This window comes from Streptomyces sp. NPDC090798 (genome assembly GCF_044768965.1).
Taxonomy (GTDB): domain Bacteria; phylum Actinomycetota; class Actinomycetes; order Streptomycetales; family Streptomycetaceae; genus Streptomyces.
Map to the genome: position 1 here is coordinate 146,343 of NZ_JBIVXA010000022.1, position 25,684 is coordinate 172,026.

Consider the following 25,684-nt stretch of genomic DNA (forward strand, 5'->3'; position numbering starts at 1 on the left):
CGACCTCGCGTTCAACCGCCGGGAAGGCACCCTCTGGCGGGCGGGGACTGTCGAGTGTCGCCGGGATGTCGAACACACCGGCATGACGCCCTTCAGGGCCCCGGTCTTCGTGCTCACCCACCGCCCCCGGCCGGCCCTGGTCAAGGAGGGCGGCACCACCTTCACCTTCGTCACCGACGGCATCCACAGTGCGCTCGACCAGGCGAAGGCCGCCGCTGGGTACAGACACGTCGACATCGCGGGCGGGGCGAGCACGGTGCAGCAGTACCTCAGGGAGGGGCTCATCGACGAGCTGCGGCTGCACGTGGTGCCCGTGCTCCTCGGCGAGGGGCTACGGCTCTTCGAGGACTGGGCGCCGGGCGACGGAACCTTGAGCCGGTCAGGGTGGTCGACACACCCCTCGCCCCCCCACCTGAAGTAGCGCTTCGTGAAGTGAACCGGCGGCACGGATGGAGCTCGGTCCCGGTGGCCCGCTACTGCTACCGGGACCGAAGTCCTTCGGCGGTCTAGACCGTGTCCGGCGGATGATCTTGTTCCGGGTGCGAACGGGCATGCCCTTGCGAGATCTCGCGGAGCGTTTCGGCAGCTGGAAGACCATCTACGAGCGGCACCGGCGTTGGGCCACGGACGGCACGTGGGACCGGATCCTGCGTGCGGTGCAGGCGGTGCAGGCGGTGCCGATCTGGCCGGCCGGATCGACTGGAGCATGGTCAGTGTCGATTCGACGTCTTGCCGTGCCCGTCAGCACGCGGCCGGGGCCCCAGAAGAGGGCCTGCGTCTTCCAGGGAACCGTCGCCGTCACGGCGGTCCGCCTGTGGCTCCGCCCGCGATCCGTCAGATGGAGCTCAGGGGTGCATGACGATCTTTCCCACGTGCCCCCTGCGGGAGAGTTCTTCCTGCGCCCGAGCGGCCTGGTCCAGTGGGAAGGTCGCGGCGACGACGGGCTGGACCTCGGCCCGACGCGCCAGGTCCATGAGGAGGTCGAAGTGTGTGGGCGTGTGCATCGAGGACCCGATGACCTGGGCGTTGTGCAGGTAGAGACGGCGCACATCGAAGGTCACGTCGTATCCACCGAGCGCGCCGGCGATGACCCACCGGCCCCCTTCGCGCAGCAGCGGCAGCCCCTCACCCACCAGCTCGCCGGCCACGACGTCGAGTGTGACGTCGATGCCCTCCGGGGCGGCAGCGCGGATCTGCTCGGCGACGTCTCCTGCGCGGTCGATGACTTCGTGCGCGCCTGCTTCGCGCACCGCATCGGTCTTGGGTCCGCTACTGATGGCGAGCACCCTTGCGCCGCGCGCACGGGCGATCTGCACCAGCGCGAGCCCGACGCCGCCGGACGCTCCCGAGACCAGGGCGGTTTCCCCCTTCCGTAGCCGGCCTCGCTCGATCATGCCCAGTGCCGTGCCATAGGCGGTCGGCAACGCCGCGAGCTGGTCGTCCGTGAGCGGGGATTCCGTCACGTCGTGCGCACGCTCCACCGGCGCCGTCACGTACTCGGCGTATCCGCCGTCGCGTTCGCTCCCCATCAGGCCCACCGGGTTGGCGTCCGGCCCTTCGGTGTCGTAGATCGCGGGGTCGACGACCACTCGGCGTCCGACGAGGCTCCCCTCCACTCCGGACCCTACGGCCACGACGCGGCCGGCCACGTCGGCGCCCTGGATACGCGGGAAGCCGATCGGGCCGCGCCAGCCCGACATCGCCTTCGGGTCTCCCGGACGGCCGTAAGCGCCCTGCCGAGTCCACAGGTCGGTGTTGTTCAGGGCTACCGCGCTGACCTGGACCAGCACCTCTCCAGCCCGCGGGGCAGGGACGGCGACCTCCGTCAGCTCAAGAACCTCCGGTCCTCCGTGCCCTGTGATTCGCACCGCTCGCATGAACTGGGACGCACTCATCGCTTGAACCTCCTCGCAGGTATACTGATCTGTGAACATCGCTCACAGTACACCGATCAGTGAAGGGGCTCGCAGTGCAGGAATCGCGGCCTATGACGCCGGCCGGCCGCCGCATCGTGGCAGCCGCAGAGGAGCTGTTCTACAACCGCGGAATCACAGGGGTCGGCGTGGATCTGATCGCTGAGCACTCAGGGGTGACCAAGCGGACCCTGTACAACCAGTTCGGTTCGAAAGATCACCTCGTGGCGACTTATCTCACGGGCCGCGACCAGCGCTGGCGGTCACTCGTCCGTGCCGCCGTCGACGCCAGCGACACTCCTGCCGAGGCCGTCACCGCACCCTTCGAGGCGCTGCGGACCTGGAGCGAGACCAACACCCGCGGATGCGCCTTCATCAACGCACTCGCCGAACTCCCGGACCCCTCGCATCCAGCACACCGCATCGCCGCGAACCAGAAGCTCTGGCTGCTGAACCTGTTCAAGGAACTCGCCGTCACGGCGGGCTGCTCGCGCCCGGCCACCCTCGCCACCCAACTCCTCGTGCTGCATGAGGGTGCCGTCGCCACGCAGCCCCTCTCGCTCGACAGCCTTCCGGAGATCACTGACCTGGCACGAGCCCTGGTTCAGGCCAGCGCATCGCCCCGCCACTAGAGCGTTTTCGGCAAGGTGTTGCCCGTTCGGCCAGGCAGGACGGCGCCCGGTGCCTGCGATCGAACGGCGGAGGATCGTCCTCGTACGGGGTGTACGGGGGCAATTGCGACAACACGGCGAGGTGCGTGTGCCCGCCGGGGCCGCCAAATCCGGATGTGATCACGGCTGAAGACAGGCCCTGGGTGTCCCGCTGCGTAGTTTCCCGGATGCCGTGATCTCGCGGGAACCGTACGGTTGTTGGGTATCGGGCCCGGTTCAGAACGCACTGCGCCGAGGCTCGACCAGACACACCGGCCCCGCACTGACGGAGTGAGCATGAGGTCGAAGCCCCCGAGCCTGCTGTACGGGCTCCGCGCGAACGGATGGCTGGAGCTGTTCGTGGCGGGTTCCTCAGGTGTGGGGTGCGTGGGGCTGCTGATCGCGGGCGCCTCAGGCGCCGTCTCCCCGTGGTGGTGCCTGGTCGCGGTGCCCTTGGGAGCGTTCAATGCCGTAGAGGTCATCGGCTTTGTCCTGGCACGGCAGGGCCGCGCGGAGAACGGACCGTGACCGCGAAAGGGGAGACGACCTGATCGATGGGAGGGCCCGCCGAGTCGGGCAGGACCGGGCTGTCCGTCGAGGATGGTAGGGCGGTCTCGCGCCCACTGTGCGATGGGCGGCGGCGTCGTTGAACAGGGCCTGGGCTTCCTTGCCATAGATGGGTGCGTACGTCACCCAGTCGTCGTTGGCGTCGTTGCCGCCTCCGTTGTACCCGCCGGTGTTGCCGATGACCTTGCCGGTGCCGGTGGTGCGGTCGTAGTTCTCGATCCACGGGCCGCCGGAGACCCCTCCGTAGAAGCCGGTGCAGGTCATGCGCACCTGCCGATAACCGGGCAGGCGCGAGGTGGTGACGGGGCAGCGGATCGCCTGGTGCTTCGCATTGACGCTCTTGGAGCTGGGATACCCGATGACCGTGACGTTGTGGGTGTAGTTGGTGGTGGACGTGAACGTCAGAGCACCCGTCACATCCTCCACTTCCCCCCGGCTGTTGGGATCGACCTGTGCGAAGGACAGGTCCAGGTCGGAGGTGGGCTCCTTGGTGTTAGCCGCGTAGCGCGGATCGATGTACATCCGCGACACCGGAAAGACGCCGCGCGGCTGGTTCGCGGCGGACAGGCCGTCGCGGTACTGCGGCACGAAGATGCGATGGGTAGCCTTCTCCAGACCGCGGCCGCAGTGCCCGGCGGTCAGGACGATGTCATGGGCAGCCGTGTGCACCACGCTGCCCGTGCAGTACGTGTTCTTGCCGCCCAAGGGTTTGCCGTCATAGAAGAACGTGCCCACCATCGGGTGGCCGCCGAAGTGCTCGGGATGAGGCGTGCCGGCCGGCGGCGTGGTGCGCGCGCCGATGGCGGGCGCCGAGGCTGCGGGAGCCCGGCCCGGTGGGCTGTCGAGCGGGACCGCGTTGTCCATGCGGTTGGCTGTCCAGTACTTCTCTTCCTCACTCAGGCTCGGGCTCGGGCTGCCGGAGGAGGCCGGGGAGACAGGCGGGCGGCTGGGCTGCGTGGGTGTCGGCGTCACCGAGGGGGCAGGCGACACCGCCGACGGCACCGGAGTACCGGTCGAGGCAAGCGCCTGGCCCGTACCGAGCATGCCCGCGCACAGACCGAGCGCTAGGACCGGAATCCATCTGGAACTGGAACTGGAACTCAACGAGGTGTCTTTCCGTCTTGGAGAGGGCCGAACGGCCAGCAGCACACCGTGGTGAACATCGGCACGTCGACCGCCCCGGCCAGAGACGTGCCGAACCGCACCTCCAGCCGCTCACTGGGCTTGATCCACCCCAGGGTCCGCATGTGGCCGAACTCGACTCGCCGCACCCCGAGATGATCGGCGGCCTGCTCTGGAAGGAGCGGGGTGGCGGCGACCGGTGCGACCAGGCGGTCGTGTCGGTCCCGGACAGCCGCAGCAGATCGAACGCGGAAGCCCACGGGTTCGCAGATTCTGACAGCAGCTTGTTTTCGGGGAGCGCGATACCTGGCGTCGGGCACCCCCAGTTCATCGTGCCGACTGTGGCGCCGCTGGTAGACCGTGACCCGGCGGCCGCGTTCGTTGGTTTCGGAGTAGCGGACGAAGTGCGCCCGCAGGACACGTTGTTTGGCCCGGTCGCGATCTGTGGTGGCGGATGGCGCGTTCTCGTCGCCGACGACGACAATGCGGTGTACGGCCAGCATGGCGTCCGCTATCTGTTCCGGGGTGCCCTCCACGCCGTTCAAGGTGCCGGATTCCAGCGGGCCGCGGACCAGCGCCAGATCTCTGATCCCGGTGAATTCGGCGGGGGAGACAAGGGCGGTGTCACGACGTGCCGCGGGGATGTACAGCACCCCGTCACCCGCCGCACGGACCGCAGCGACGTTCTCGGCCGTGGACAGCACGTCGTCGACTCGGCCGGCCGCACTGCGCAGTGACAGCTCGACGGGAAGCAGCCCGAGGAAGGCGAGAGCCATGACTACGACGATCAGTCGGCGAGGTGGTATGCGGAGGCGGAACGCGAGTGCGCGGCACGCCGCGCCGATGAGGAGGGCGAGCCCAAGGTGGCTGAACAGGACGTAGCGGGCCAGGTAGAGGGGATGGGCAAGAGAGACGGCGAGCAGGAGAAGTGGAGGAAGGACAAGTAATGGCAGGGCAACCGCGGTGAGCGGGAGTCGGGCGCCGCAGGGCGTGCGGTGGTCCCCCCTCGGGCGTGCGAGCCATGCGCAGAGCGCGCCCGCGAGGAGTGTCAGTAGGAGGCCGAGCAGTGTGCTCTGGCTGATCGGGGGGATCCAGGCGACCTGCGCCGACTGTGCCTTGCTGGCCACGACGAGGGGCAGCGTGCCGATCACGGCGGCGGACGAGGCGACCGCCCATCGCAGGACGGTCGCGCGGGGCGGCCGGGCCAGGGCGATCGTCACCGCGTGAGCGAACAGCACCAGGAGCGAGAACAAGTTGAGCAGTGCACCCGCCAGCACAGCCAGGCCGTACGCGACCCAGCGGCCGGCGTCGGGGCTGTCGACCGCCGCGACCAGCAGCCCGCAGGCCAGCGCCACACAAGCCGCGACCAGAGCATACGGACGTCCCTCCTGCGCATACTGCTGGACCGCGGGGATCAGGGCGAAAGCCAGGCCCGCGGCCAGCCCCGTGCACCGGTCGGCCAGTCGGGTACCCAGGAGGGTGACCAGGGCGGCGGTGCCGGCCATGGCCAGAACGGAGGGCAGTCGCAGGGCGAGGAGGCTGTCTCCGAAGACGGCGAAAACGCCGTGCATGAACAGGTAGTAGAGGCCGTGGACGACATCGACCCGGTCCAGCAGGTGCCAGATCTCGGGAACGGTCCTGTGGGCCACCTGCCATGTCGCCGCCTCGTCGCGCCACATGCTGTTCTCGCGCCTGATCCCCCACAGACCAAGGAGAAGGGTGAGGGCTGCCGGACCGACCGCATCGGTTTTTATTGTGGGCATGACAAATTCCTGGATCGGCGTGAAGGAGGAGGCGAGCGGAACGCCAGGCAGTCGCCGGACGATCCCGATCATGTGCAGCACGCTAGGCGGCGGGAGGGATCGGGGTCGTCACCTGCGATGACGACCCAGGGGGTCCGCCGCGGGAACTACGGCGGACCCGGATGCGGCCGTTGGACGTAGTCCTCCAGTGCCAGGGCCGCCGGGAACCGCAGGGGCGTGTCAGGCGGCGGGCGTCACCGAGGCGGCGCGGCTGTTGTCGGGGCCCTGCGAAAACGGCTCTGACCGGAGTTCCGTGAACTCCCAGGGCAGCGAGGTGTGTGCGGGAACGCGTCGGCAGGGCACCTCTCGGCTGTGGGGGTCTGTTCGCCGGAAGTCGTGCTGTTCCCGGAAAACGATGTGCGGTTGGAGCGGGAGGACTTCACCGCGGAGGCTCTGGTCGTGGCTGCTGTGGCATGCGGGCCGGCCCCGCAGTGTCCCGGCTGCCGAGCGGCCACTGACGGGGAATCAAGTTGCAGGTCGGACTGCAAGGTGCAGGTCGGACTGCAAGTGCGGCCCATCTCCTGCCGCGACCGCTCCTCCTGCTGCAGGAAGACGTTCGTCGAGCAGGTCAGCGGGCCGAGTGGCTACGGTATCGGCCCCTCCCCATGCTGGGTGATGTGCGGCGCACGCGGCAGGACGTCATGCGTGACGCGCTTCATGCGGTTCTCGCGGCGCAGGGGTACTGGATGAGCGTCGAGGACAGCGGTCACGCACCGACCGCTGTCGGGACCGCCCGTCCGCCCGTCCGTCAATCTGGCTGCCCGTCCCCTTCTGGCCGGAGCCCGTGCCGCAACGAGGCGTGTGCGCAGCCGTCGGCCCTCCCGTGGGGAGGCCGGGAGGGACGGCGCGGGCCCGCCACGGTGACAGCACACGGACGAGGCCAGGGGCGGGGGCCTCCGCCTCAGACGAGAGGATCACCGCCGTCACAGCATGGCACTGGAATCGGCCAGACAACAGAGTTATGGCTGGAATACACCCACAGTTGTGGCACGTCCTCGCCGCCCGGATGCCGCCCTTGACCGCGAGGGACGTGGCGGGGCCTGGCCGGGCCCCGCCACGCGTGGGGGCTAATCCTCGGACGTGATGTAGGCGTCGTACTCCTTCGCGCTCAGCAGGCCGTCGGAGCTCGGGTCCTTGAGGCTGATCTCGATCAACCATCCGTCGCCGTACGGATCCGTGTTGACCAGCTCGGGCTCGTCGTTCAGCCGGTCGTTGCGTGCGGTCACCTGACCGGCGGCCGGCATGTAGAGCTCGGTGACAGCCTTCACCGACTCCGCAGTGCCGAACGGCTCGTAGGCCTCGAACTGCGCGCCGACGTTGGGTTGCTCCACATAGACGAGGTCACCGAGCTGCTTCTGGGCGTGGTCGGTGATGCCGACGCGGGCCTTGCCGCCGCTCATGGTGAGGACCCATTCGTGGTCCTTCGTGTACTTGAGGTCTTTGGGGATGTTCGTCACGCCCCAAGGCTGCTACAGAATGCGCGCATAAGGTAATAAATTCGACATGTCGGAGAGGTGTCGGCTGGAGAATTCCTCCCACCGGCTTCGAGTCCCTTGCGCCGGCACGTCTGGCAGAGGACCGGCAGAAGTGCCTCGCGGCCGGCGTGTACCCATGCGATGCCGACGGATCGCCGACTGGCGGGAGTCACCAGCCGTCACTGCCGCACTGCTTCGGCGCTCTCGTCGCAGGCCGGGCGTCGCTGTCCGAGCTGCTCCGATTGCCTACGACTGCTACGACTCGATCGCCAGGCGCAGCCCCAGCCCGACCAGGACAGCCCCGGCGATCTGCTCCATCCGGCGCTGAATCGACCGCCGCTGGAGCACACCGCGGACCCGTCCGGCCAGCCAGATCAGCGGAAGGTACCAGAGCAGGTCGATCACGGCCCAGATCACCGAGAAGGCGAGCAGGGTCGGCAGTACGGGAACTCCCTGCGGCGCGAACTGCGGCAGGAAGGACACGGCGAACACGCCCGCCTTGGGATTGGCGAAGTTGGTGACCAGTCCCTGCCAGTACGCCCGTCGGTGCGACACCGCCGTCGTTTCCGCAGGTTCCTCGTCCGGCCCGCCGGGCCGCCGCGCCCGCCACAACGCGCGCGCCCCCATCCACACCAGTAGCGCGGCGCCGAAGATCCGCATCGCGTCGTAGGCGACCTGCGAAGCCAGCAGGAGGGCGGAGAGCCCCAACGCCGCCGCGAGGCCCCACAGCAGCACCCCGCACTCATTGCCCAGGACCGTGGCGATACCGCTTCCGCGCCCGTTCATCACCGCACGGCGCAGGATCACGGCCGTACTCGGCCCCGGGACCATCGCAATCAGAAAAGCCGCACCGGCGAACGCGATTGCGGAACTCAACATTGGGTCAGCCTGACGAGCGTTCGGCTGCCTCACAACCCCCTACGGGTTGTGGCCGTGACCTGGCTCCAGGATTCAGCGCGGCGTCGTGCACAGCCCGGTTCGGCCCTCAGCCGAGGGACCTTTGTCCGCCAACGGCCGGAGCGGCTGCGCACGGTGGTGCGGGGGCCGGCAGGCGAGGGCGCTCACCGGCCACCGGAACGCGAGACGGGGGCACCCCCTACCAGGCGTGTGCGGCAGTCAGAACTGAACGATGCGGGAGGTGGAGGCCTTGCCGACGAGGCTGGACACGGCGTCCGTCCCGCGCGAGGGACTGCGGTGCCCGCGCGACCCGGACGCAATCGAGCCGGACGACGATGACGATGGTGGCGAGGACGTGTAGTTGTCGTGAGTCCGCTGATCGTGACTTCAGCGCCCCCCGCGGGCGAGGGCGGCGACATCGCGTACGGCCCCGGCGACGGCCGGGAAGTCCTTCTTGAGGATCGCACCGTGGTTGCTGGCGACCTTCGCGCCGATCTGGATGTTCGGGTTGTGGGCGGTCACCGCATCGAGGCTGGCGCGTATCCGTTCCTGCTCGTCGCCGCGGCTGCCGAAGGACGTTCCCGAAGCGACCACGTACCGCACCGGGACGGTGATGCTGTCCAGCACGGGGCCCAACTCGCGCTCGCGGGAGAGCCTGCCGAGCTCGATGTTGCTGTTCGCCTGCTGTTCGGCGGTCATCCGCGGGGCCAGGCCCGTCGGGCGCAGCAGCGGCAGGAACCAGCTCATCCGCCCGAACAGCTTCCGGATCCGCTGCTCCATGGCCTCGTCGAGCCAGTCGTACGGGAACGCGCCGTCGACCAGGACCGCGCCCAAGGCACGCTCCGGATTCCGGCCGGCCCAGTGCGCCCCGACGACCGACCCGTAGGACCAGCCCACCACCAGCGCCCGGTCCACACCCCGGGCCGCGAGCACGGCATCGACATCCCGGACGGCTGCCTCGAAGGAATAGTCCGCCGAACGCTTCGATTTGCCGCGGGCCCGCTCGTCGTAGGTGATGTGCCGCCACCCCGTCCCCAGTTCGGCGATGACCCGCCGCCAGTACCCCTGAGTGGCGAACTGGCCATTGAGGTAGACCACAGGGATACCGGGACCGCCGGTGTCGGTGACGGCAAGGGCCGTATCGTCGACCGGCACCATGCCGGTCCACTTCGAACTGGTCGAGGAAGTGCTGTTCTTCGTCATGTGTTCCCCCTGGTCGAGTGAGAGCGTCTTGTGCGACTTGTCCAGGCCCTGCACGTGGGTCGCAGGCCCCTCGGGACGGACGGCCGGGTCCTCGGCGACGACCGAGAGGATCCCGATCGCGGTGGACCCGGCCGCATAGTCCTGGTCCTGCTGCTTTCAGAGGCTGCGGGCGGTGATGTCGCCGCGGGAGGTGGTGGCGCGGATGTCGAGTTCGGCGGCGCCATCGTTCTTGAGGGCGTTGCTGACGCGGCCGTAGTCGGTGCCGGCGTCCAGGGCGGCCGAGACGCCGGCGGCGGCGGCGACCGAAATGTCGCCGGACTGGGTGCGGAGCACGACCGTGCCGCGCACGGCCTCGGCGATCCGGATGTCGCCCCTCGCGGTGCTGATCTCCGCGGGGCCGCCCAGCCGGCCGATCTCGACGTCGCCGTCGATCGCGGTGAGGCGGACGCTCGCGGCCTCGTCGATCTTGATCTGGCGGTACGCGCCTTCGAAGGCGATGTCGCCGAGACGTCCGACGCCGCGGAACTCGGCGCTGGCGGCCCTGGCCTCGATGCGGGAGCCGGCGGGCAGCTGGACGGTGACCTCCAGGGATCCGGAGGGGCCGAAGAGCTGGTTGTTGGGGGCCGAGGCCGTGATCCGCAGGACGCCGTCGGCGTAGGCGACTTCTGCCTGCTCAGCGGCCTTGGTGTCGCGGCTCTTGGAGGGGTCGGCGGGCAGGACCTCGACGGTGGTGTCGGAGCGGTCCGCGGCGATGAACTGGACGCGTCCGGCGGGGATGTCCAGAACGGCGGAGATCGGGGCGGGGGTGTCGAACTTCTGCATCGTGCTCTCCTGTGCTCGCTCGTTGTTTCTGACACCGGAAACGCTACGTTGCTTTCCATGATTCGACAACGTACTCGTTGCATAGAAATGACATCTGTGCAGCTAGATGCCATATAACTATTGCAATGGTCTTGAGGGTAACGCAACGACGGTTGCTCTGTCGTTGCAATGGATGAGAAGTGAACGCTATGGTGGGGGGATCAGGGACCGCCATGAGGGATCACCAAGGAGATCGCGATGCCGGGAGGCAGACTCACTCAGCAGGAACGCCAGCAGATCGCGCTGGGGCTGGTCGACAGCCTCCCCTACGCCGAGATCGCGCGACGCCTCGACCGTCCGACCTCGACGATCACGCGTGAGGTGATGCGCAACGGTGGGCCCACCGCCTACCGCGCCGACCTGGCCCACCGTGCCACCGAACGCCGCGCCCACCGGCGCAGGCCCGCCTCCTCCCAAGGGCCGGAGTCGGTCCCCCAGCCGCACGGACGCGACGCCGAGGCCGTGGCCGAGTATGAGGAGACGTTCACCACCGTCCTCATGGCTTCGGGCCTGACCAAGATGACGGCCCGGGTGCTGACCTGCCTGTTCACCACCGACGCGGGCAGCCTCACCGCGTCCCAGCTCGCCCAGCGCCTCCAGGTCAGCCCGGCGTCCATCTCCAAAGCGATCGCCTTCCTGGAGAGCCAGAGCCTCGTCCGCCGAGAACGCGACGAGCGCCGCCGCGACCGCTACGTCGTCGACGACGAACTCTTCTACCAGGCGACGATCGCCAGCGCCCGATCCAACGATCAGCTCGTCGAAACCGCACGCCAAGGCGTCGCCATCCTCGGCCCCCACACCCCCGCCGCCACCCGTCTGGAGAACATCGCCCGCTTCCTCGACTTCATCAGCGAAAGCATCACCCGCGCCGCCGAACAGGCCCGTGAAGTCCTCCACACCAAACCCGAGACAACCTCGAACGACACCGCCCGACCAAGTCCCGACCACGGATAGACAGCGGCGGCCGTCCGCGACAGCGCGCGGTCCACTGGCTGACCAGCGGGTGTCGGACGGCGGAGTGCGGCCAGCGGCGATGAGGCTCGGTGAGTCTTCGCGTCGGAAGGACTATCAGCAGCACTTGATCGCCGGCCTCGTCCTGCCCGGTGACGTGGCGCAGCCGGCCCGGCGAAAGTTCGAGCGACTGCGCGTCGGTTACGTCCACGGAGCGCTGTGCTACGCCTGTTCCCTGGTCGCGGACGCCGCCCAACTGCCCCTGGAGCAGGCGTCGGGTCCGGGCGGCTGGGAGTTGTGGCCGAGGGACGAACCTGGTGACGGCCCAGCCGAGGTGCCCGTTGTTCCAGGCTGCGTCGTCAGGGGGACTGGTCGCTGTATTGGGCGTGTTGGCGGACTACCAACATCCCCGCGCGGGCTTACCAGTTCATGGCCCCGTGCACACGCTTTAGAGCCACTGGGCAAACCGTGACGTCCTCGATGCCCGCCAGGCATGGGGAGTTTCGTGGTCATTCCCGTGATACCGGACCAACGAGCGCAGGATCGAGTGACCTTCGCATCACCCGTGACTCGCCAAATCCACCCGCACCGCTCCGCTAACATGATCGAACTCACGACGAGTGCCCTGATCGACCGCCCTTCACCGGAAAGTCACGCTATCCGGTGCGAATAGTGATCTATTTAACCAACGCCTAACAAATCGGCCAAAAAATTGATACCTAGAGCATCGCGGGTGTTTTCGCGAATAAATGGCAGGACTACGTTCGCCGCGTGGCGTCAACCGCGAGCGATGCTGTGGGCCATGGCAGGTGTGGCTGTCCTCGGATTCCTGATCATGCTGGAGATCGCCGCGCGTCGCTACAGCATGCCGGGGCCGATCACCAACCAGACGCGAGAAGTGATATTCGCCCCCAAATCGGGTCCGTTGTTGTACGCCGGTATGGCGTTGATGATGGTGGTGCTCACCTGGCGGCAACGGTTGATCGCGGCTGGTGCCGCGATCGGCATCGACGTCGCCTTCTCGCTGGTGCGGTGGGCGATCGACGCCGAGGTGACCAACGGCCACTCCTTCGGCAACGGCGCGTTGTGGGTGATTTTGGGCTACGCGGTCATCGCTGTCACGCGCCGCACCGGCCGGGAACGTGTCCTGCTGCTGAAGGGTGTCGGGCTGGGCCTGCTGCTCGTGTCCGGTCGCAAGACTGGCGATACCTGGCTACTCATCACGTCGAAGACCCGCCCGGCGGTGCTCGACCAGTACGTGGCAACCGCCGATCACGCGCTGGGCAACCCGTCGTGGCTGGTGGGTCGGATTGTCAAGGCCACCGGCCCGATCGGCGCCCATGTTCTCGACTACGTCTACATTCAGCTTGCGGTGGCCGCGGTCATCGTCGCGCTGTACCAGCTGCGTAACGTGGCGGTCGAGCGCCGCTTCCCGGGCCATCATCTGGTGCGCACCTTTCTGGTCATAGGCCTCGTCGGGCCGGCAATCTACATGATCTTCCCGGTGGTCGGACCGATCTTTGCCTACGGCGCCGACGGCGGGCACTGGGCAGCCGCCAACCTGTGGCCGGACACGCCGCCGCCGCTCAATACCCCGCACAAGATGCCATTCGACGAGATCACCCCACGCAACTGCATGCCCAGCCTGCACACAGCGTGGGCTACCGCGATCTTCCTTCACTCCCGCAAAGGCCCCTGGATTCTGCGATTCGCAGGCGCGTTCTGGCTCATTGCCACGCTCGGCGCAACGCTGGGATTCGGCTACCACTACGGCGTGGATCTCGTTGCCGGCGTGGTGTTCGCGCTCACGATCGAGTCAGCGCTGCGCTCGCTCGACCGGGGCTGGGATCGGTCAGGAATCCAGCTGGTCACCCACGGGGCCGCGGTCTTCGCTGCGCTCTTGATGTCGTATCGCTATCTGCCGATGGAGATGGCCAAACACCCGTTGGTGTCTGGGCCACTTCTCATTCTGGCGATGACCTCAGTGGTCCACGGCTACGTACGGACCACCAAAGTGTGGGAACCGAAGGCCGCACCAGCGCGGCATCCGGAACCGCAACCCGAGCTAGTTCGAGGCCTGTGACATCTGGAGGCGTGCGGGCTCCAGGCGCGACTCGTAGATCACGTGACTTTGCGTCGTCGCCGATCAGGAGGTCCTCGAGCAACGCCTTGCGACCCTTGTATCGGCGGAACGTCCGCCACGGAGCGGCGGTGCCCAACAGATCGAGCGAAGCGGTCGATTTGTACGGTGCCGCCGCTCCGTGGCACAGGCCGTGCTCGCTGACCAGCTGCTCGTCCGCTGCTCAGGCCGGTGGCGCAGCCGCCTCAGTCTCACGAACGTGGCATTTCCTCACGGTCTCGGCCGACCGGCACACCGCTCGAGGTCGTCACCACCGCCGTCAGCGCCAACGGCGTCATGCTGACTCTGGCCCTGGCCGACGGCATCCCACCCGCGCAGGCGTCCCGACATTGTTCGGTGCAATGGACAGAGCAATGCTCACAGATCACCAGTTGGGGATGGTCTAGTACGCCTTCCCATGCTGAACCCGCAGATCACGGCGGCCAGGGGTGGTCGGCGACCGCCACCGCCGCCTTCTCGGGCGCGCTGTTGGTCGCCGCCCTCACCGGCATCCTTGTCGGGCGCATCCTCGACTGCGGCGGTCCGCGGGCCGTGATGACCACCGGCTCCGTCCTGGGCGTTGTCGCCATGCGGGCCATCGCCTACGCGTCCAGACCTCGAGGTCTTCACCGCCGCGTGGCTGCTGGCCGGCGTGGTCCTGGCCCAGCCCGGCTTCGCCGTCCTCACTCGCTGCTCCGCCTGGGTGTACTCGTCACCCGATCAGCCGCGCGTCGACCGCTCCGGGCTTGGGCGCCGTCCTCGCACAGCGAGGATGGCCGGTGACTGTCGGCATGGCGTGAGCGGACCGCGAGCATCGGGAGACGGACGATCTGTGAGCATCCTTAACGAACCGCAACCCCACGGTGCTGCGGCAGCCGAGGACTCGTACCAGAACGAACTGCCGGTGAGGAGCAGGCGGCCCGGCAATCTGGTGGTGACGTGGCTGACGACCACGGACCATAAGACGATCGGCACGCTGTACCTGACCACGTCGTTCGGGTTCTTTTTGATCGGTGGCGTGATGGCGCTGCTCATGCGTGCCGAACTCGCCCGGCCTGGTCTGCAAATGATCTCGAACGAGCAGTACAACCAGGCGTTCACGATGCACGGCACGGTGATGCTGCTGATGTTCGCGACGCCGCTGTTCGCCGGTTTCACGAACTGGATCATGCCGCTGCAGATCGGCGCGCCCGACGTGGCGTTCCCGCGGCTGAACATGTTCGCCTACTGGCTCTACCTGTTCGGCTCGCTCATCGCGGTCGGTGGCTTTCTCACCCCGCAGGGCGCGGCCGACTTCGGCTGGTTCGCCTACAGTCCGCTGTCGGACGCGGTCCGCTCGCCGGGTGTCGGCGCCGACATGTGGATCATGGGTCTGGCCTTCTCCGGCTTCGGCACGATCCTCGGTGCGGTCAACTTCATCACGACCATCATCTGCATGCGCGCTCCCGGCATGACGATGTTCCGGATGCCGATCTTCACCTGGAACGTCCTGCTGACCGCCGTCCTGGTGCTGCTGGCTTTCCCGGTCCTGGCGGCCGCGCTGTTCGCCCTGGAGGCGGACCGTAAGTTCGGCGCCCATGTCTTTGACGCGGCCAACGGTGGCCCACTGCTGTGGCAGCACCTCTTCTGGTTTTTCGGCCACCCGGAGGTGTACATCATCGCGCTGCCGTTCTTCGGCATCGTCACCGAGGTCATCCCGGTCTTCTCGCGCAAGCCGATCTTCGGTTACATGGGCCTGATCGCCGCGACCATGTCGATCGCCGGCCTCTCCGCGACGGTGTGGGCGCACCACATGTTCGTCACCGGCGGCGTACTGCTCCCGTTCTTCTCCTTCATGACGTTCCTCATCGCCGTACCGACGGGCGTGAAGTTCTTCAACTGGATCGGAACGATGTGGAAGGGGTCCCTGAGTTTCGAGACGCCGATGCTCTGGGCGATCGGCTTCCTGGTCACCTTCGCCTTCGGTGGTCTGACCGGTGTCATCCTGGCCTCGCCGCCGATGGACTTCCACGTCTCGGACTCGTACTTCGTGGTGGCGCACTTCCACTACGTGGTCTTCGGTACGGTCGTGTTCGCGATGTTCTCCGGATTCCACTTCTGGTGGCCGAAGTTCACCGGCAAGATGCTCGACGAACGCCTCGGAAAGATCACCTTCTGGACGCTGTTCGTGGGCTTCCACGGCACGTTCCTGGTCCAGCACTGGCTCGGTGCCGAGGGCATGCCGCGTCGCTACGCCGATTACCTCGCCGCCGACGGCTTCACCACGCTGAACACGATCTCGACGATCAGCTCGTTCCTGCTCGGCCTGTCGATCCTGCCGTTCTTCTACAACGTGTGGAAGACCGCCAGGTACGGCAAGAAGGTCGAGGCCGATGACCCGTGGGGCTACGGCCGCTCGCTGGAGTGGGCCACGTCCTGCCCGCCGCCGCGCCACAACTTCCTCACCCTGCCGCGGATCCGCAGCGAGTCCCCGGCGTTCGACCTGCACCACCCCGAGATCGCGGCGGCCGAGGTCACCCACGGCGGCCGCGTGTGACCGGCCGAGGCACGCGTTGAATGGTCTGCCGAAGCGGAGAGCCGACGGCGAGCTCGGCAACACGGTGGAGGGTTACCTGCTGTGGCAGGCCCGGATCGCGGAGGCGGAGCGGCGGGCGCAAATGTTCGTCCGGCCGATGGAGTGGCTGACAACGTCGCAGCGCACGGAGATCGAGCGCCACTATGTGGCCGACAGTCTTCAGCGCGCCCGACGGGACCTTGAGCGCATCGCGGCCCGAAGTCTGTCCCTGCGTGTTGAGTACGAACGCCGCTACCAGCAGCTGCGGCGCCGCTGCCTGGCGCTGACGCTGACTGTCTGCGCTGTGCTCACCACGGTGGCTACCTTGTTGTCGGCCCTTTGACGGACCGGCTGGCTGCTCCGACGGGATCAACTGAAAGTGGTCACAGCCGACGTTTTCACGGAAGTGGCCGACACAGCGTGTGCCGACCTCGCCGTCCACGGACACGCCCACGGTGGCGGGGCCAGCCGCTCCCCACGGAGGCCACGCGGCTGTGCTGCGGCGGTACCGGTCGCGTGTCCTCAGCCGGCTTTGTGCTGTTCGCGGATTTCGTGGACGGTGGCGTTGAGGGTGCCATCCTGCTGTTCGTAGTGGGAGAGGGCGAGTCCGAGGCCGAAGAAGGTGGGGGCCCATTCGCCGACGAAGAGTCCCCACCGGTCGGCGCGGGCGAGGCCGAGGCCGGGTTCGAGTTGAAGCGAGGTGGCCCAGGCGGCGACACTGAGGCCGATGGATGCCATACCAGCCAGGTAGGCGTGTTCGCTGCGGATGCCCATGTCGTGCATTGATTTGATGATCATGACGTGCTCCGTTCGATGGATGGCTTTCCCTGGACGAAGTTCCCAGACCGACATGCCCTATTCAGACTTTTTGCCGTGTATGCCGCTTTCTGTGCGGGCTCGTTGGCCTTCTCGGGGCTTATCGCGGCGCTATGCCTCGAACCGTCTGGAGTGGCGCCATCAGCTTTGGCCTGGTCACGGTGCCGATTCACGTCGTGAGTGCCACCGAAGATCGCTCCATCCGCTCCATTAGGTGCACCTCGACGACATGGCCAGGGTCCGCGGCGCGGTGTCGTCTGTGGCTGTCAGTCGAGGATGCGGAGCTGGGCGTCGGGCTTGCAGTGGGTGCAGGCGCGCACGCCCGAGGTGAGGAGCCGACGTGCTTCGTCGCGCGGGGCGGGGCGCCGTCGTTTGCCCGCGGCGTAGCAGTCGCCCACGTGGACCTCGATGGGCGGGCGTCCGTTGCCGATGCCGAGTTCGACGATCCAGTCCGGCTCCTGCGGCCGGTTGTTCCGGCCCTGTTCCTGTTCGGCGTTCCGCTCCTGGAGGGCGGCGATCTTGGTGTCGATGCGCTGTAGCCACATGGCGTGCCACACCCGCAGGGTGAGCAGTCGTGCCAGGTCAGGCGGCAGGTCATCGAACATGTTTCCGATTCTAGATCCGCGGGCGATAGGGTTCGCCATCTCGCGTGTTCGAATTCTAGTTCGATAATGTGGGGTGGAGGAGGTGGGTGTCATGGAGGCAGGGACGGAGGCACGGCGGGTGGCGAGTGTGATGCATGTGCGCTGCCCGGACCGGCTGCCGGAGGACGTCTACCGGCAGGTCCTGGAGCAGTTGGCGGAGCTGTCCCCGGTCGTCCAGGCGCTGCCCCCGACGGCGGCCCTGGTGGAGCTGAAGGGAGCGCTGCGCTACCACGGCGTGGATGCGCGGCGGCTGGGGGAGGTGCTGCGGGTGCGGACCATCTCCCGGCTGGGTGTCGACGTGCGGGTCGGGATCGGCCCGACCGTCACGGTCGCGGCCACCGCCTCCGGCCAGATCACCGGGCCGGGCGGTGTCCTCGCCGTCGACCCCGGCCAGGTCACCGACTGGCTCGGACCGCTGCCCGTCGAAGCCCTCCACGGCATCGGCCCCCGCCAGGCCCAGACCCTGCGCGACTACGGCGTGCACTGCGTCGGCCTGCTCGCCGCGATCCCGCCCGCTACCGTGCAGCGCCTCCTGGGCGGCCGGGCCGGACGCCAGGCGGCCGACCGGGCCCGCGGCATCGACCCCCGCCCCGTAGCACCGCGCGCTCTGCCCGCCTCCGCGAGCGTGAGCCGCGCCTTCCCCCGGCACACCCTGGATGGCGCCGCCGTCCGCGCGGCCCTGCTCGACCTGGTCGTCACCCTCGCCGCCCAGCTCCGTGGTCGTGGCCAGGCGGCCCGCGGCCTGACACTGGCGCTGCGCTTCGCCGGAGGTACCACGTGGGAGATGACCCGTCGGCTCCCGGAGGCCTCCGCACACGATGACGATCTGCGCACGCTGGCCTACCGGTTGATCGATGCGGCAGGACTTCAGCGAGGCCGCCTCACCGGGATCACGCTGAAGGGCGAGGACCTGGTCGGCGCCGGCCAGGTTGCCGAGCAGATCAGCTTCGACGGTGCGCGCGAGGCCCGGCTGGTCGCCGAAGAGGTCAGCGACCGCATCCGCGCCAGGTTCGGGCCCGGCGCGATCCGCCCCGCCACCACACTTCTGCGCGTCTCCTGACCCGTCCGACCCCACCGTGGAGGCGAGAGCCGTGCTGCTCCAACCGCCAGGGCTTCCAGGCCTGTTGCCCCACACCTTGCCGCACTGGCCGTACGCCACCGCGGTCGACCAGGCGCTCGTCGACCGCGGTGTCCCGCCGGGCACCGTCCGCGTCGGCCTGGGCGGCCGTCCGGACGAGCGGATGCGCATCCGGCTGCGGTGGGATGTGAGCCGCTGCGTCGGCCCGGGCGGAATCCGTCTCCTCTGGGACGAGGAGACGGGCTGGGCGTACGCCTACGTCGGCCCTGGATACTCCATCCCCCGCGGCCCGGTCACCTCACTCCGGCGCGTCTACGCGACACCCAAGGCGGTCGCCGCCGCGGCCGACTCCCTCGTACACACCGGACGGCCGCCTGCCGAAGTACACGAAGAGGAGTGGCCGCAGGCGGACGCGGTACGGCCGCGATCGACGCGTGCCGTCCGCGCTGAGCAGGCGAAGAGGCCTGCGACGCCGCGGCATTGACCCCTTCGGGGGCGGGTACCTCTACGTGCCGAGCTCCTGTCGCAGGTCCAGGTAGCAGCGCAGCCGTACGCCGGGCACGCGTGTCGTACGGTCCGCCGTCGCGGTCGCCCATCGCGTGGCGAGTACTTCCTGCAGGGCAAAAGCTGTCTGGTCGTCGGCGGCCGCGACTTCCACGACGGCCAGCCCCGGCTCCGCCACATGCACGTCATTGATCTGCCTCATGTCTGGCACGACGTGCCGACGCCCCCGGAGGTTCGCCTGCCCGAGCGGCTTCACCCGACCGGTGTGCAGCTACGTGCGCGTGCTGACGTAGCGCACGGTCGGACCCCACCGTTCCATCACGGGCGCCATGCACCACTGGCACAGCGGACTGCCGCCACTGCCGTACTTGTGTGTCTTGCGCTGGCACCCGGCGCAGAGGCCGACCCGGTCCCCAGGGCAGGTCAGCGCAGACGGGTCGGGCTCCGTGATCGGAGGTATGGGCGTTGTCATCATGGATCCTGTTCTGGGTGACGATTTCCGGTCACCTCACCCACAGAATATCGGCCCGACTGGCACTGTTGTTCGATCTGTGTGCGCAGGTCGCCACCCCGTGCGGACGTGGTCGGGGGCCTGCACGGACGTGGTCGGGGGCCTGCGGGGGCATCGTTCGCCCCACGGGTCGCGGTTAATTCGGCACGCTGTCAACGTCCGTCACACTTTGCGTTCGTTGCGATGACTGAGAGTGATGCCTCAACTATGCTCGCCTCGTGTCCACTGCGTCCGTTATGTCAGCTTCTTTGATCCCTGCCGGGATCGATGCAGTGACGCGATACCTCGACCTTGCCGGCGTCTGCTCGTGCGCGCTGCTGGGCGGTGCTGTGGCTCGCAGGGCGGGCCTGGACCTGTTCGGGTTCTTGGTGGTCGGCATCGTCTCCGGCCTGGGCGGGGGCATGATCAGGGATGTGCCGCTGCAGCACGGCACGCCGGTCGCGCTGACCGATTACGCCTACCTGGCGGTCTCCTTCGCCGGTGCCGCGGTCGCTTTCCTCATCCAGGTCAGTGAACAGTCCTGGACGCGGCTGTTCACCGCTCTCGACGCCGCGGTGATCGGGTTCTGGGCAGTCGCGGGCGCCAACAAGACCTTGGCGGTCGGTCTGGGCTGGCTCCCGGCCATCCTGCTGGGCACCCTCACCGCCGTCGGCGGCGGCGCCCTGCGTGACGTCATCCTTGGCCGGGTGCCCGCCGTGTTCGGCGGCAACGGCCTGTACGCCACCGTCGCCCTGTTGGTCGCCGCGGTCACGGTGCTCTGCTCGTACCTCGGGATCCCCGAGGTCGGCATCGGCCTGGGCATCGCCCTGGCCCTGGTCTTCCGGCTCACCGCCGTGCACTACGGCTGGAACCTGCCCAGCGGCCTGGTGGCTTTGTACACGAGTCGCGACGTCGTTTTGACGCGACATTGGGAGTCGCACGCTCGCGCGAATATGCAGTGTTCATGAGAACGGGAGGCGGTCGTCCCCGGGCTTGGCTCCACGACCGCTTGAAATCCGCGTGTGGCGAGGAGGCCCGGGACTCCCATCGTTGTCCCAGAGTGCAAACTGCGCGGTGTGTCGCGGGTGAGGACTCCGACGACGCCCAACCTGACCTGGCAGAACGAGTCCCCAATCCCACCGCGGGCACCTGCTGAACCGGCGGACCATGGTGCTCCTTCCCCCGGAGCGCGTGGCCGACGGGTGGTCCCGTACCAGTTCAGCCACATGTGACGCTTCTGCGGCTGATGTTCTTTGGGAGCGGTTTGTGGGGGTCGGGGGGAGGGCATTCTTCCCGCCGGTTGTCGCCCTGCAATGCCAGCTCAGTGAGGCGTGGTGTGGGGGGCGTGGCTGCCCCCTCATGGGCAAGGCCCAGCCGGATCAGTGCGGACACGACACGCGTGGGCCGGGCAAGGCCCGGCCGCGCGGGAAAGGAGACACCATGGCGTTAGCTCCTGGCAAGACCTACCAAATCGTGAACAAGCGGTCCAGCTTGGCGCTCACTCCGAAGTCGTGGTCGACCGGACCGTCGACGGTGGACCAGTACGACATCCAGGCTTCCGGCGCGGGAAACGCGATCAGCCAGACGTGGCACCTGTTCCCGATGGACGGCAACGACTACCTCCTGGTGAACAAGCGCGGCGGTATGGCGCTCACGCCGGAGTACTGGTCGACCGGCCCGTCGGGTTTGGACCAGTACCACATCCAGCGTGAGGACAAGCGTCCCCATCAGCTGTGGAACCTGGTGGACCGGGGCTCGGGCTGGTACCAGATCATCAACAAGGCCAGCGGCCTCGCGATCACGCCGGAGCGCTGGTCCGGCGGGCGGTCGGCGGTGGACGTGTACTACGCGCAGCAGCCGGGCGACGCGAACTTCGACTCCCAGCTGTGGAAGTTCCAGCTCGTCGACACGTACAGGCCGGTCACGGATCTGCAGCCGGTGCCGTGGCCTGCGGACGGTGTGGGTGATGTCATCCGCCTGACCGGGCACACCATGCCGGAGCCGGCGCGGACTCCGGAGGTGCTGATCGGCCAGGTGGCCGTTCCCTTCGCCGTCCAGGACGGCGGCGGCTCCGCCGACCAGCAGGCGCAGCACAACCCGTACCTGATCCTCAAGCAGTACGGCTACTGGGAGCGGGTGTTCTACTACGAGCACTCCGGTCTCTCCCAGTACGAGGAGAAGCAGCGGACCACCATCGGGCTGACCACGTCGAACAGGACCGAGGTCGAGCGGACGACGAGTATCTCCGTCACGGCGGAGGCGGGTTTCGTCTTCAAGGGCTTCTCCGCCGGGATCAGCACCACCGTCACCGACCAGCTGCGGGTCCTGCGCGCCACGGAGGAGACCGAGACCAGCGAGAAGGAGGACATCATCACCCGGACGTATTTCGTCGGCGACCGGGTCACCGAAGCCCTCTGGTACCGGGGCGATCACTTCGTCCTGCAGCGCATGGACGGCGGCCAGGTCACGGAATGGCGTACCCGCGACAAGAGGAGCTCGGTTCTCGACGGCTGGCCCAGGGCGGGCGACGCGGCGTCCTGGCCGGAGCGCGGAGACGACGAGACCGCCAAGACCTGGCCGGAGTGACCCAAGCCGAGTCGTAGCGGCATCGAGCGGCCCGCAGGAGCGGGGTACCGCAACGCCCTGCCGGAGGTCATCTCGGACAAGGCCGAGCACCGGCGACCGCAGCCGGCCGGTGCTCGGCGTACGGCACAGCCTGAATGTATCGGCCGGATCCAGAGCCCCGCTCTGAGTTCTCCACCCCGAGCCCCGGGCCTGGGATCGTTTCCGCAGGTCGGCGGTCGGCAACTGCGGCGTCACGCCCGGATCGCCCCAGCTACTGGCCGGTCAGTTGCCCCGTGGTGTCCGAGCCGGGATTTCGGGGCCTGGTCGCCATGAGTGACTCCCAAACTCATCGACATCGATCACGGCGCCGGCTTCGGGGCGACTCCCGAAGTCGCGAACAAACGGCTCCCGTTCGCGCGTCGAAAGCCAGCCTGGACGGGCAGCCCCATTCCAAACTGGCTTCGCTGATGCGGCGCCGCTCCCGTCCCGCCACCCGCCGCGGGGGCAAGTCCCACTCGCGCAAGGAGGAACCATGAGCGACCGTGCCCATGCTGTGCTGGCCGGCCTCGAGGGCATCCGCTCCGACCTCGAGGACTTCTACAAGGACCTGCACAGACACCCAGAACTCGGCCTGCGGGAACACCGCACGGCCAAGAAGGCGTCCGACGCCTTGCGGAACTTCGGCTACGAGGTCACCGACGGCATCGGCGGAACCGGGTTGATCGCCATTCTGGCCAACGGCGAGGGCCCGACCGTCATGGCCCGCGCCGACATGGACGCGCTCCCGGTACGCGAGCAGACCGGTCTGCCCTACGCCTCCACCATCACCGTGACCGGCGACGACGGCACCGAGCACCCTGTGATGCACGCCTGCGGGCACGACGTGCACGTGACCTGTCTGATCGGCTGCGCACGGCTGATGGCCCAGGCCAAGGACGCCTGGCGAGGCACCTTCGTGGCGCTCTTCCAGCCATCGGAGGAGAACGGCGACGGAGCCGACGCCATGATCAACGACGGTCTGACATCGAAGGCGCCCCGACCCGACGTAGTGCTCGCCCAGCACGTCCTGCCCTATCCGGCCGGCTACGTCGGCACCCGTCCCGGGTCATTCCTGTCGGCCGCGGACAGCCTGCGCGTCACCGTCCACGGACGAGGAGCGCACGGTTCCATGCCCCAAGCCGCGGTGGACCCTGTGGTGATGGCCGCGATGATCGTCGTACGCCTGCAGACCATCGTCTCCCGGGAACTCGCCGCCACCACCCCCGCGGTGGTCACCGTGGGCAGCATCCACGCCGGGACCGGCCCCAACGTCATCCCTGACAGCGCCGTCATCCAGCTCAACGTGCGCACCTACGACGACGCCTCGCGCACCCAGGTCCTGGACGCGATCGAACGGATCGTCAAAGCCGAGTGCGAGGCGTCCCGCTCGCCCAAGGCGCCCGAGATCGAGCGGACCGCCTCCTTCCCGCCCACCGTCAACGACGAGGCGCCGACCCGGCGCGTCGCCGAGGCGTTCGCCGCCCACTTCGGCGATGACGCACACACCATCGACCTGCAGACCGCCAGCGAAGACATGAGCGAGATCCCCAAGGCGTTCGGCGCACCGTTCACCTACTGGGGCATCGGTGGCATCGACCCTGATTTGTACGCCGAGGCCGCCAAGAACGGCACCATCGCCCAGGACATCCCGGTCAACCACAGCCCCGCCTTCGCCCCTGTCACCCAGCCGACCCTGGACGCCGGCGTCAGCGCCCTGACCGTCGCAGCCCTCGCCTGGCTCGGCGCGTGACGCAGGCCCCGCACGTTTCGTTACGGGGGCGATCCGGGCTGAGGTCTGTCGCTCGAGGTCGAGGCGGGCAGGTCCAGGATTGGCGCGAGCCGTGCGGGACCGAGTTTGCGGGTCTGTCGGAGCCGGCAGACCTGGGCCTCCACGGCCGCCGGAGTGCGGTGCGGTGTCGTGCGGGGGCGGCTGGAGCGGTCGGCGAGGCCTTCCTCGCCCTCGGCCCGCCAGCGGCGGACCCACTTGTGGGCCGTTGCTCTCGAGACGCCCATTTCGGCGGCCACATGAGCGACCGGGCGGCCCGCGCAGACACGTTCGACCAGCAGCCGTCTGCCATGAACGGTCAGGCGGGCATTATGGTGGGACACGAAGACCTCCGTGCGGTGCAGTCCTAGACAGCTCCACCACACCGGAGGTCTTCGCCATGATCAAGCACCGGCGAGTGTCAACAACGCTCGTGATCAATACACCTAGGGCGTTTCTTTAGGATCATCGTGCCGGCGCTTGGCATGGATGATGGCCGGTGCAGTGACGGCTCACGACCGCTGGCCTGGTTTCATCGCCGCCGGCCGAGCAGCCTGGGCAGGTGCCCCGCGCTGGCGGTGTGGCCGAGCAGAAGCGCCTGTTCGTTCTTGAGGTGCGTGAATCCTTTGCGGGTGTATTCCCTCAACTCCCGGCCGGGGAAGGGTATGCCCGACAGGTGCTCTTCGTAGTGGCCCTGTGCCCATCGTGCGGCGGTGATTTCGTAGCCGGAGACGTGTGCGCAGAGCTGGAGGAGGGCGGGAGGCATCTCTTGCTCGATAAGGAGATCGGCCTTGGTGACCACCACGTCGCGCATCGCCTGAATGTTGGGGATGAAGACGGTGGTGGCCCATGTGCGCCACTCAGCGAGCTCATGCTCCGTGGGGGGTACGTCGTGGTCGAAGGGATCGCGGCCGTCGGGTCGGGCGTACCTCTCAGCGAAGGAGTCGTAGGTCCTGCTGTTGGCTTCCATGATCGCGAACAAAGGCCCGTAGAAGTCGCTCAACTGCAGGTTGACGCGCGCCAGACGAGCTTGTCGCTGTGCCAGTCGCACACCGTTGAGGTAAGTAGCCAAGTAGCCGACGAGCGCCAGCCCGACGGTCACGATCACAGTGTTCATGGCAGGTGATGCTAGGCCGCGCCGATCTGATCAGCGTGCGGACCAGAGGAAGATGCCTGCGAGGTGGAGCCCGGCCAGGTAGACCGTGGCGGTCTTCTCGTAGCGGGTGGCGATGCCTCGCCATTGCTTCAGACGGTTGATGCACCGTTCGACTGTATTGCGCTGTTTGTACGCCTCGTGGTCGAAGGCGGGCGGTCTGCCGCCTTGGCTGCCACGCCGTTCGCGGTGGGCTCGCTGGTCGGCGGGGATCGGGATGACTGCCTTGATCCCTCGCCTTCGCAAGTGGGCGCCCTTCCACGAGCCGTACCGCTCGGGCAGGTGCACCCACTGCGAACCGGTCTGGAACTTCCATGCGATCGCATCGATCACCTCGCGATGGTCACGCCACCGACCGCCTCGCCGCGGCGCCCGGTCCGGCAGTAACGGCTCAATCCGCGCCCACTGCACGTCAGTCAACGGCACACACGGACCAACGATCAGATGATCCGAAAGTAACGTCCTAGTAGTGCTTCGTTACGTTGAGTGATCTCGGCTGATCGTGGGCAGCTTCCC

General features: G+C 68.0%; 23 protein-coding genes and 4 pseudogenes. 13 read left to right on the top strand and 14 right to left on the bottom strand.

Going from position 1 to position 25,684, the window contains the following annotated elements; translation table 11 throughout:
- Positions 1–88: 88 nt before the first annotated feature.
- Both ACIQTP_RS36360 and ACIQTP_RS36365 read left to right on the top strand, forming a co-directional pair.
- Positions 89–405 (top strand): annotated as a pseudogene (locus ACIQTP_RS36360) (dihydrofolate reductase family protein); the annotation flags it as partial.
- A gap of 122 nt (positions 406–527) precedes the next feature.
- Positions 528–811 (top strand): annotated as a pseudogene (locus tag ACIQTP_RS36365) (transposase); the annotation flags it as partial.
- A 34-nt stretch (positions 812–845) separates the two neighbouring features.
- On the opposite strand, the gene ACIQTP_RS36370 reads toward ACIQTP_RS36365, so the two are convergent.
- Complete coding sequence (locus tag ACIQTP_RS36370; protein ID WP_403408010.1) at positions 846–1,895, bottom strand: zinc-binding dehydrogenase; 1,050 nt, start codon at positions 1,893–1,895, stop codon at positions 846–848.
- A 92-nt stretch (positions 1,896–1,987) separates the two neighbouring features.
- Here ACIQTP_RS36370 and ACIQTP_RS36375 point away from each other — a divergent pair, with 92 nt between their 5' ends.
- Complete coding sequence (locus tag ACIQTP_RS36375; protein WP_403408012.1) at positions 1,988–2,545, top strand: TetR/AcrR family transcriptional regulator; 558 nt, start codon at positions 1,988–1,990, stop codon at positions 2,543–2,545.
- A 429-nt stretch (positions 2,546–2,974) separates the two neighbouring features.
- On the opposite strand, the gene ACIQTP_RS36380 is transcribed toward ACIQTP_RS36375, so the two are convergent.
- The 6 genes from ACIQTP_RS36380 to ACIQTP_RS36405 form a co-directional block, all read right to left on the bottom strand.
- The gene (locus tag ACIQTP_RS36380) at positions 2,975–3,994 is read right to left on the bottom strand and encodes a trypsin-like serine peptidase (RefSeq protein WP_403408014.1); all 1,020 of its coding nucleotides are present in this window, start codon (positions 3,992–3,994) and stop codon (positions 2,975–2,977) included.
- Between the two features lie 236 nt (positions 3,995–4,230).
- The gene (locus ACIQTP_RS36385; protein WP_403408016.1) at positions 4,231–6,087 is read right to left on the bottom strand and encodes a glycosyltransferase family 39 protein; all 1,857 of its coding nucleotides are present in this window, start codon (positions 6,085–6,087) and stop codon (positions 4,231–4,233) included.
- 1,034 nt (positions 6,088–7,121) lie between these two features.
- Positions 7,122–7,511 carry a glycine cleavage system protein GcvH gene (gene gcvH, locus ACIQTP_RS36390; protein WP_403408018.1) on the bottom strand — a complete coding sequence of 130 codons (390 nt, stop codon included), beginning with the start codon at positions 7,509–7,511 and terminating at the stop codon, positions 7,122–7,124.
- 273 nt (positions 7,512–7,784) lie between these two features.
- Positions 7,785–8,408, bottom strand: a complete 624-nt coding sequence (locus ACIQTP_RS36395; RefSeq protein WP_403408020.1) for a LysE family translocator — start codon at positions 8,406–8,408, stop codon at positions 7,785–7,787.
- 405 nt (positions 8,409–8,813) lie between these two features.
- Positions 8,814–9,629, bottom strand: a complete 816-nt coding sequence (locus tag ACIQTP_RS36400; RefSeq protein ID WP_403408022.1) for an alpha/beta fold hydrolase — start codon at positions 9,627–9,629, stop codon at positions 8,814–8,816.
- A gap of 156 nt (positions 9,630–9,785) precedes the next feature.
- On the bottom strand, positions 9,786–10,451 hold the full coding sequence (locus ACIQTP_RS36405) for a DUF4097 family beta strand repeat-containing protein (protein ID WP_403408024.1): 666 nt from the start codon (positions 10,449–10,451) through the stop codon (positions 9,786–9,788).
- Between the two features lie 237 nt (positions 10,452–10,688).
- On the opposite strand from ACIQTP_RS36405, the gene ACIQTP_RS36410 reads away from it, so the two are divergent.
- Together ACIQTP_RS36410 and ACIQTP_RS36415 are read left to right on the top strand one after the other, a co-directional pair.
- The gene (locus ACIQTP_RS36410) at positions 10,689–11,444 is read left to right on the top strand and encodes a helix-turn-helix domain-containing protein (RefSeq protein ID WP_403408026.1); all 756 of its coding nucleotides are present in this window, start codon (positions 10,689–10,691) and stop codon (positions 11,442–11,444) included.
- Positions 11,445–12,231: 787 nt separating this feature from the next.
- Complete coding sequence (locus ACIQTP_RS36415) at positions 12,232–13,524, top strand: phosphatase PAP2 family protein (protein WP_403408028.1); 1,293 nt, start codon at positions 12,232–12,234, stop codon at positions 13,522–13,524.
- A gap of 470 nt (positions 13,525–13,994) precedes the next feature.
- Here ACIQTP_RS36415 and ACIQTP_RS36420 read toward each other — a convergent pair whose 3' ends face one another.
- Complete coding sequence (locus tag ACIQTP_RS36420) at positions 13,995–14,150, bottom strand: hypothetical protein (RefSeq protein ID WP_403408030.1); 156 nt, start codon at positions 14,148–14,150, stop codon at positions 13,995–13,997.
- 242 nt (positions 14,151–14,392) lie between these two features.
- Between ACIQTP_RS36420 and ctaD the strand changes: the two genes are divergently transcribed.
- Together ctaD and ACIQTP_RS36430 are read left to right on the top strand one after the other, a co-directional pair.
- Positions 14,393–16,096 carry a cytochrome c oxidase subunit I gene (gene ctaD / locus ACIQTP_RS36425; protein ID WP_403408031.1) on the top strand — a complete coding sequence of 568 codons (1,704 nt, stop codon included), beginning with the start codon at positions 14,393–14,395 and terminating at the stop codon, positions 16,094–16,096.
- 16 nt (positions 16,097–16,112) lie between these two features.
- Complete coding sequence (locus ACIQTP_RS36430) at positions 16,113–16,457, top strand: cytochrome C oxidase subunit I (protein ID WP_403408033.1); 345 nt, start codon at positions 16,113–16,115, stop codon at positions 16,455–16,457.
- Positions 16,458–16,636: 179 nt separating this feature from the next.
- Here ACIQTP_RS36430 and ACIQTP_RS36435 read toward each other — a convergent pair whose 3' ends face one another.
- A complete protein-coding gene (locus tag ACIQTP_RS36435) occupies positions 16,637–16,912 on the bottom strand; it encodes a hypothetical protein (protein WP_097224270.1) in 276 nt (91 codons plus the stop codon).
- Between the two features lie 131 nt (positions 16,913–17,043).
- Here ACIQTP_RS36435 and ACIQTP_RS36440 point away from each other — a divergent pair.
- Positions 17,044–17,174: pseudogene (locus tag ACIQTP_RS36440) on the top strand (Ku protein); the annotation flags it as partial.
- Positions 17,175–17,196: 22 nt separating this feature from the next.
- Here the strand turns inward: ACIQTP_RS36440 and ACIQTP_RS36445 are convergent.
- A complete protein-coding gene (locus tag ACIQTP_RS36445; protein WP_403408035.1) occupies positions 17,197–17,535 on the bottom strand; it encodes a DUF6233 domain-containing protein in 339 nt (112 codons plus the stop codon).
- 91 nt (positions 17,536–17,626) lie between these two features.
- Here ACIQTP_RS36445 and ACIQTP_RS36450 point away from each other — a divergent pair, with 91 nt between their 5' ends.
- Positions 17,627–18,634 carry a hypothetical protein gene (locus ACIQTP_RS36450; RefSeq protein WP_403408037.1) on the top strand — a complete coding sequence of 336 codons (1,008 nt, stop codon included), beginning with the start codon at positions 17,627–17,629 and terminating at the stop codon, positions 18,632–18,634.
- 64 nt (positions 18,635–18,698) lie between these two features.
- Positions 18,699–19,136: a hypothetical protein gene (locus ACIQTP_RS36455; RefSeq protein WP_403408039.1), complete on the top strand. Its 438-nt coding sequence runs from the start codon at positions 18,699–18,701 to the stop codon at positions 19,134–19,136.
- A 21-nt stretch (positions 19,137–19,157) separates the two neighbouring features.
- Here ACIQTP_RS36455 and ACIQTP_RS36460 read toward each other — a convergent pair whose 3' ends face one another.
- Entirely contained in the window at positions 19,158–19,358 is a 201-nt protein-coding gene (locus ACIQTP_RS36460; protein ID WP_403408041.1) for a DUF6207 family protein, read from the bottom strand.
- A gap of 581 nt (positions 19,359–19,939) precedes the next feature.
- On the opposite strand from ACIQTP_RS36460, the gene ACIQTP_RS36465 reads away from it, so the two are divergent.
- From ACIQTP_RS36465 to ACIQTP_RS36475, 3 genes are all read left to right on the top strand, one after another.
- Positions 19,940–20,614: a trimeric intracellular cation channel family protein gene (locus ACIQTP_RS36465; RefSeq protein ID WP_403408043.1), complete on the top strand. Its 675-nt coding sequence runs from the start codon at positions 19,940–19,942 to the stop codon at positions 20,612–20,614.
- Positions 20,615–21,086: 472 nt separating this feature from the next.
- Positions 21,087–22,232, top strand: a complete 1,146-nt coding sequence (locus tag ACIQTP_RS36470) for an RICIN domain-containing protein (RefSeq protein ID WP_403408044.1) — start codon at positions 21,087–21,089, stop codon at positions 22,230–22,232.
- Positions 22,233–22,743: 511 nt separating this feature from the next.
- Positions 22,744–24,000, top strand: a complete 1,257-nt coding sequence (locus tag ACIQTP_RS36475; protein WP_403408046.1) for a M20 family metallopeptidase — start codon at positions 22,744–22,746, stop codon at positions 23,998–24,000.
- A 56-nt stretch (positions 24,001–24,056) separates the two neighbouring features.
- On the opposite strand, the pseudogene ACIQTP_RS36480 reads toward ACIQTP_RS36475, so the two are convergent.
- From ACIQTP_RS36480 to ACIQTP_RS36490, 3 genes and pseudogenes are all read right to left on the bottom strand, one after another.
- Positions 24,057–24,359, bottom strand: a pseudogene (locus ACIQTP_RS36480) (leucine zipper domain-containing protein); the annotation flags it as partial.
- A 188-nt stretch (positions 24,360–24,547) separates the two neighbouring features.
- On the bottom strand, positions 24,548–25,132 hold the full coding sequence (locus ACIQTP_RS36485) for a hypothetical protein (RefSeq protein WP_403408048.1): 585 nt from the start codon (positions 25,130–25,132) through the stop codon (positions 24,548–24,550).
- A gap of 30 nt (positions 25,133–25,162) precedes the next feature.
- Positions 25,163–25,594: a transposase gene (locus tag ACIQTP_RS36490; protein ID WP_403408050.1), complete on the bottom strand. Its 432-nt coding sequence runs from the start codon at positions 25,592–25,594 to the stop codon at positions 25,163–25,165.
- Between the last annotated feature and the right edge of the window lie 90 nt (positions 25,595–25,684).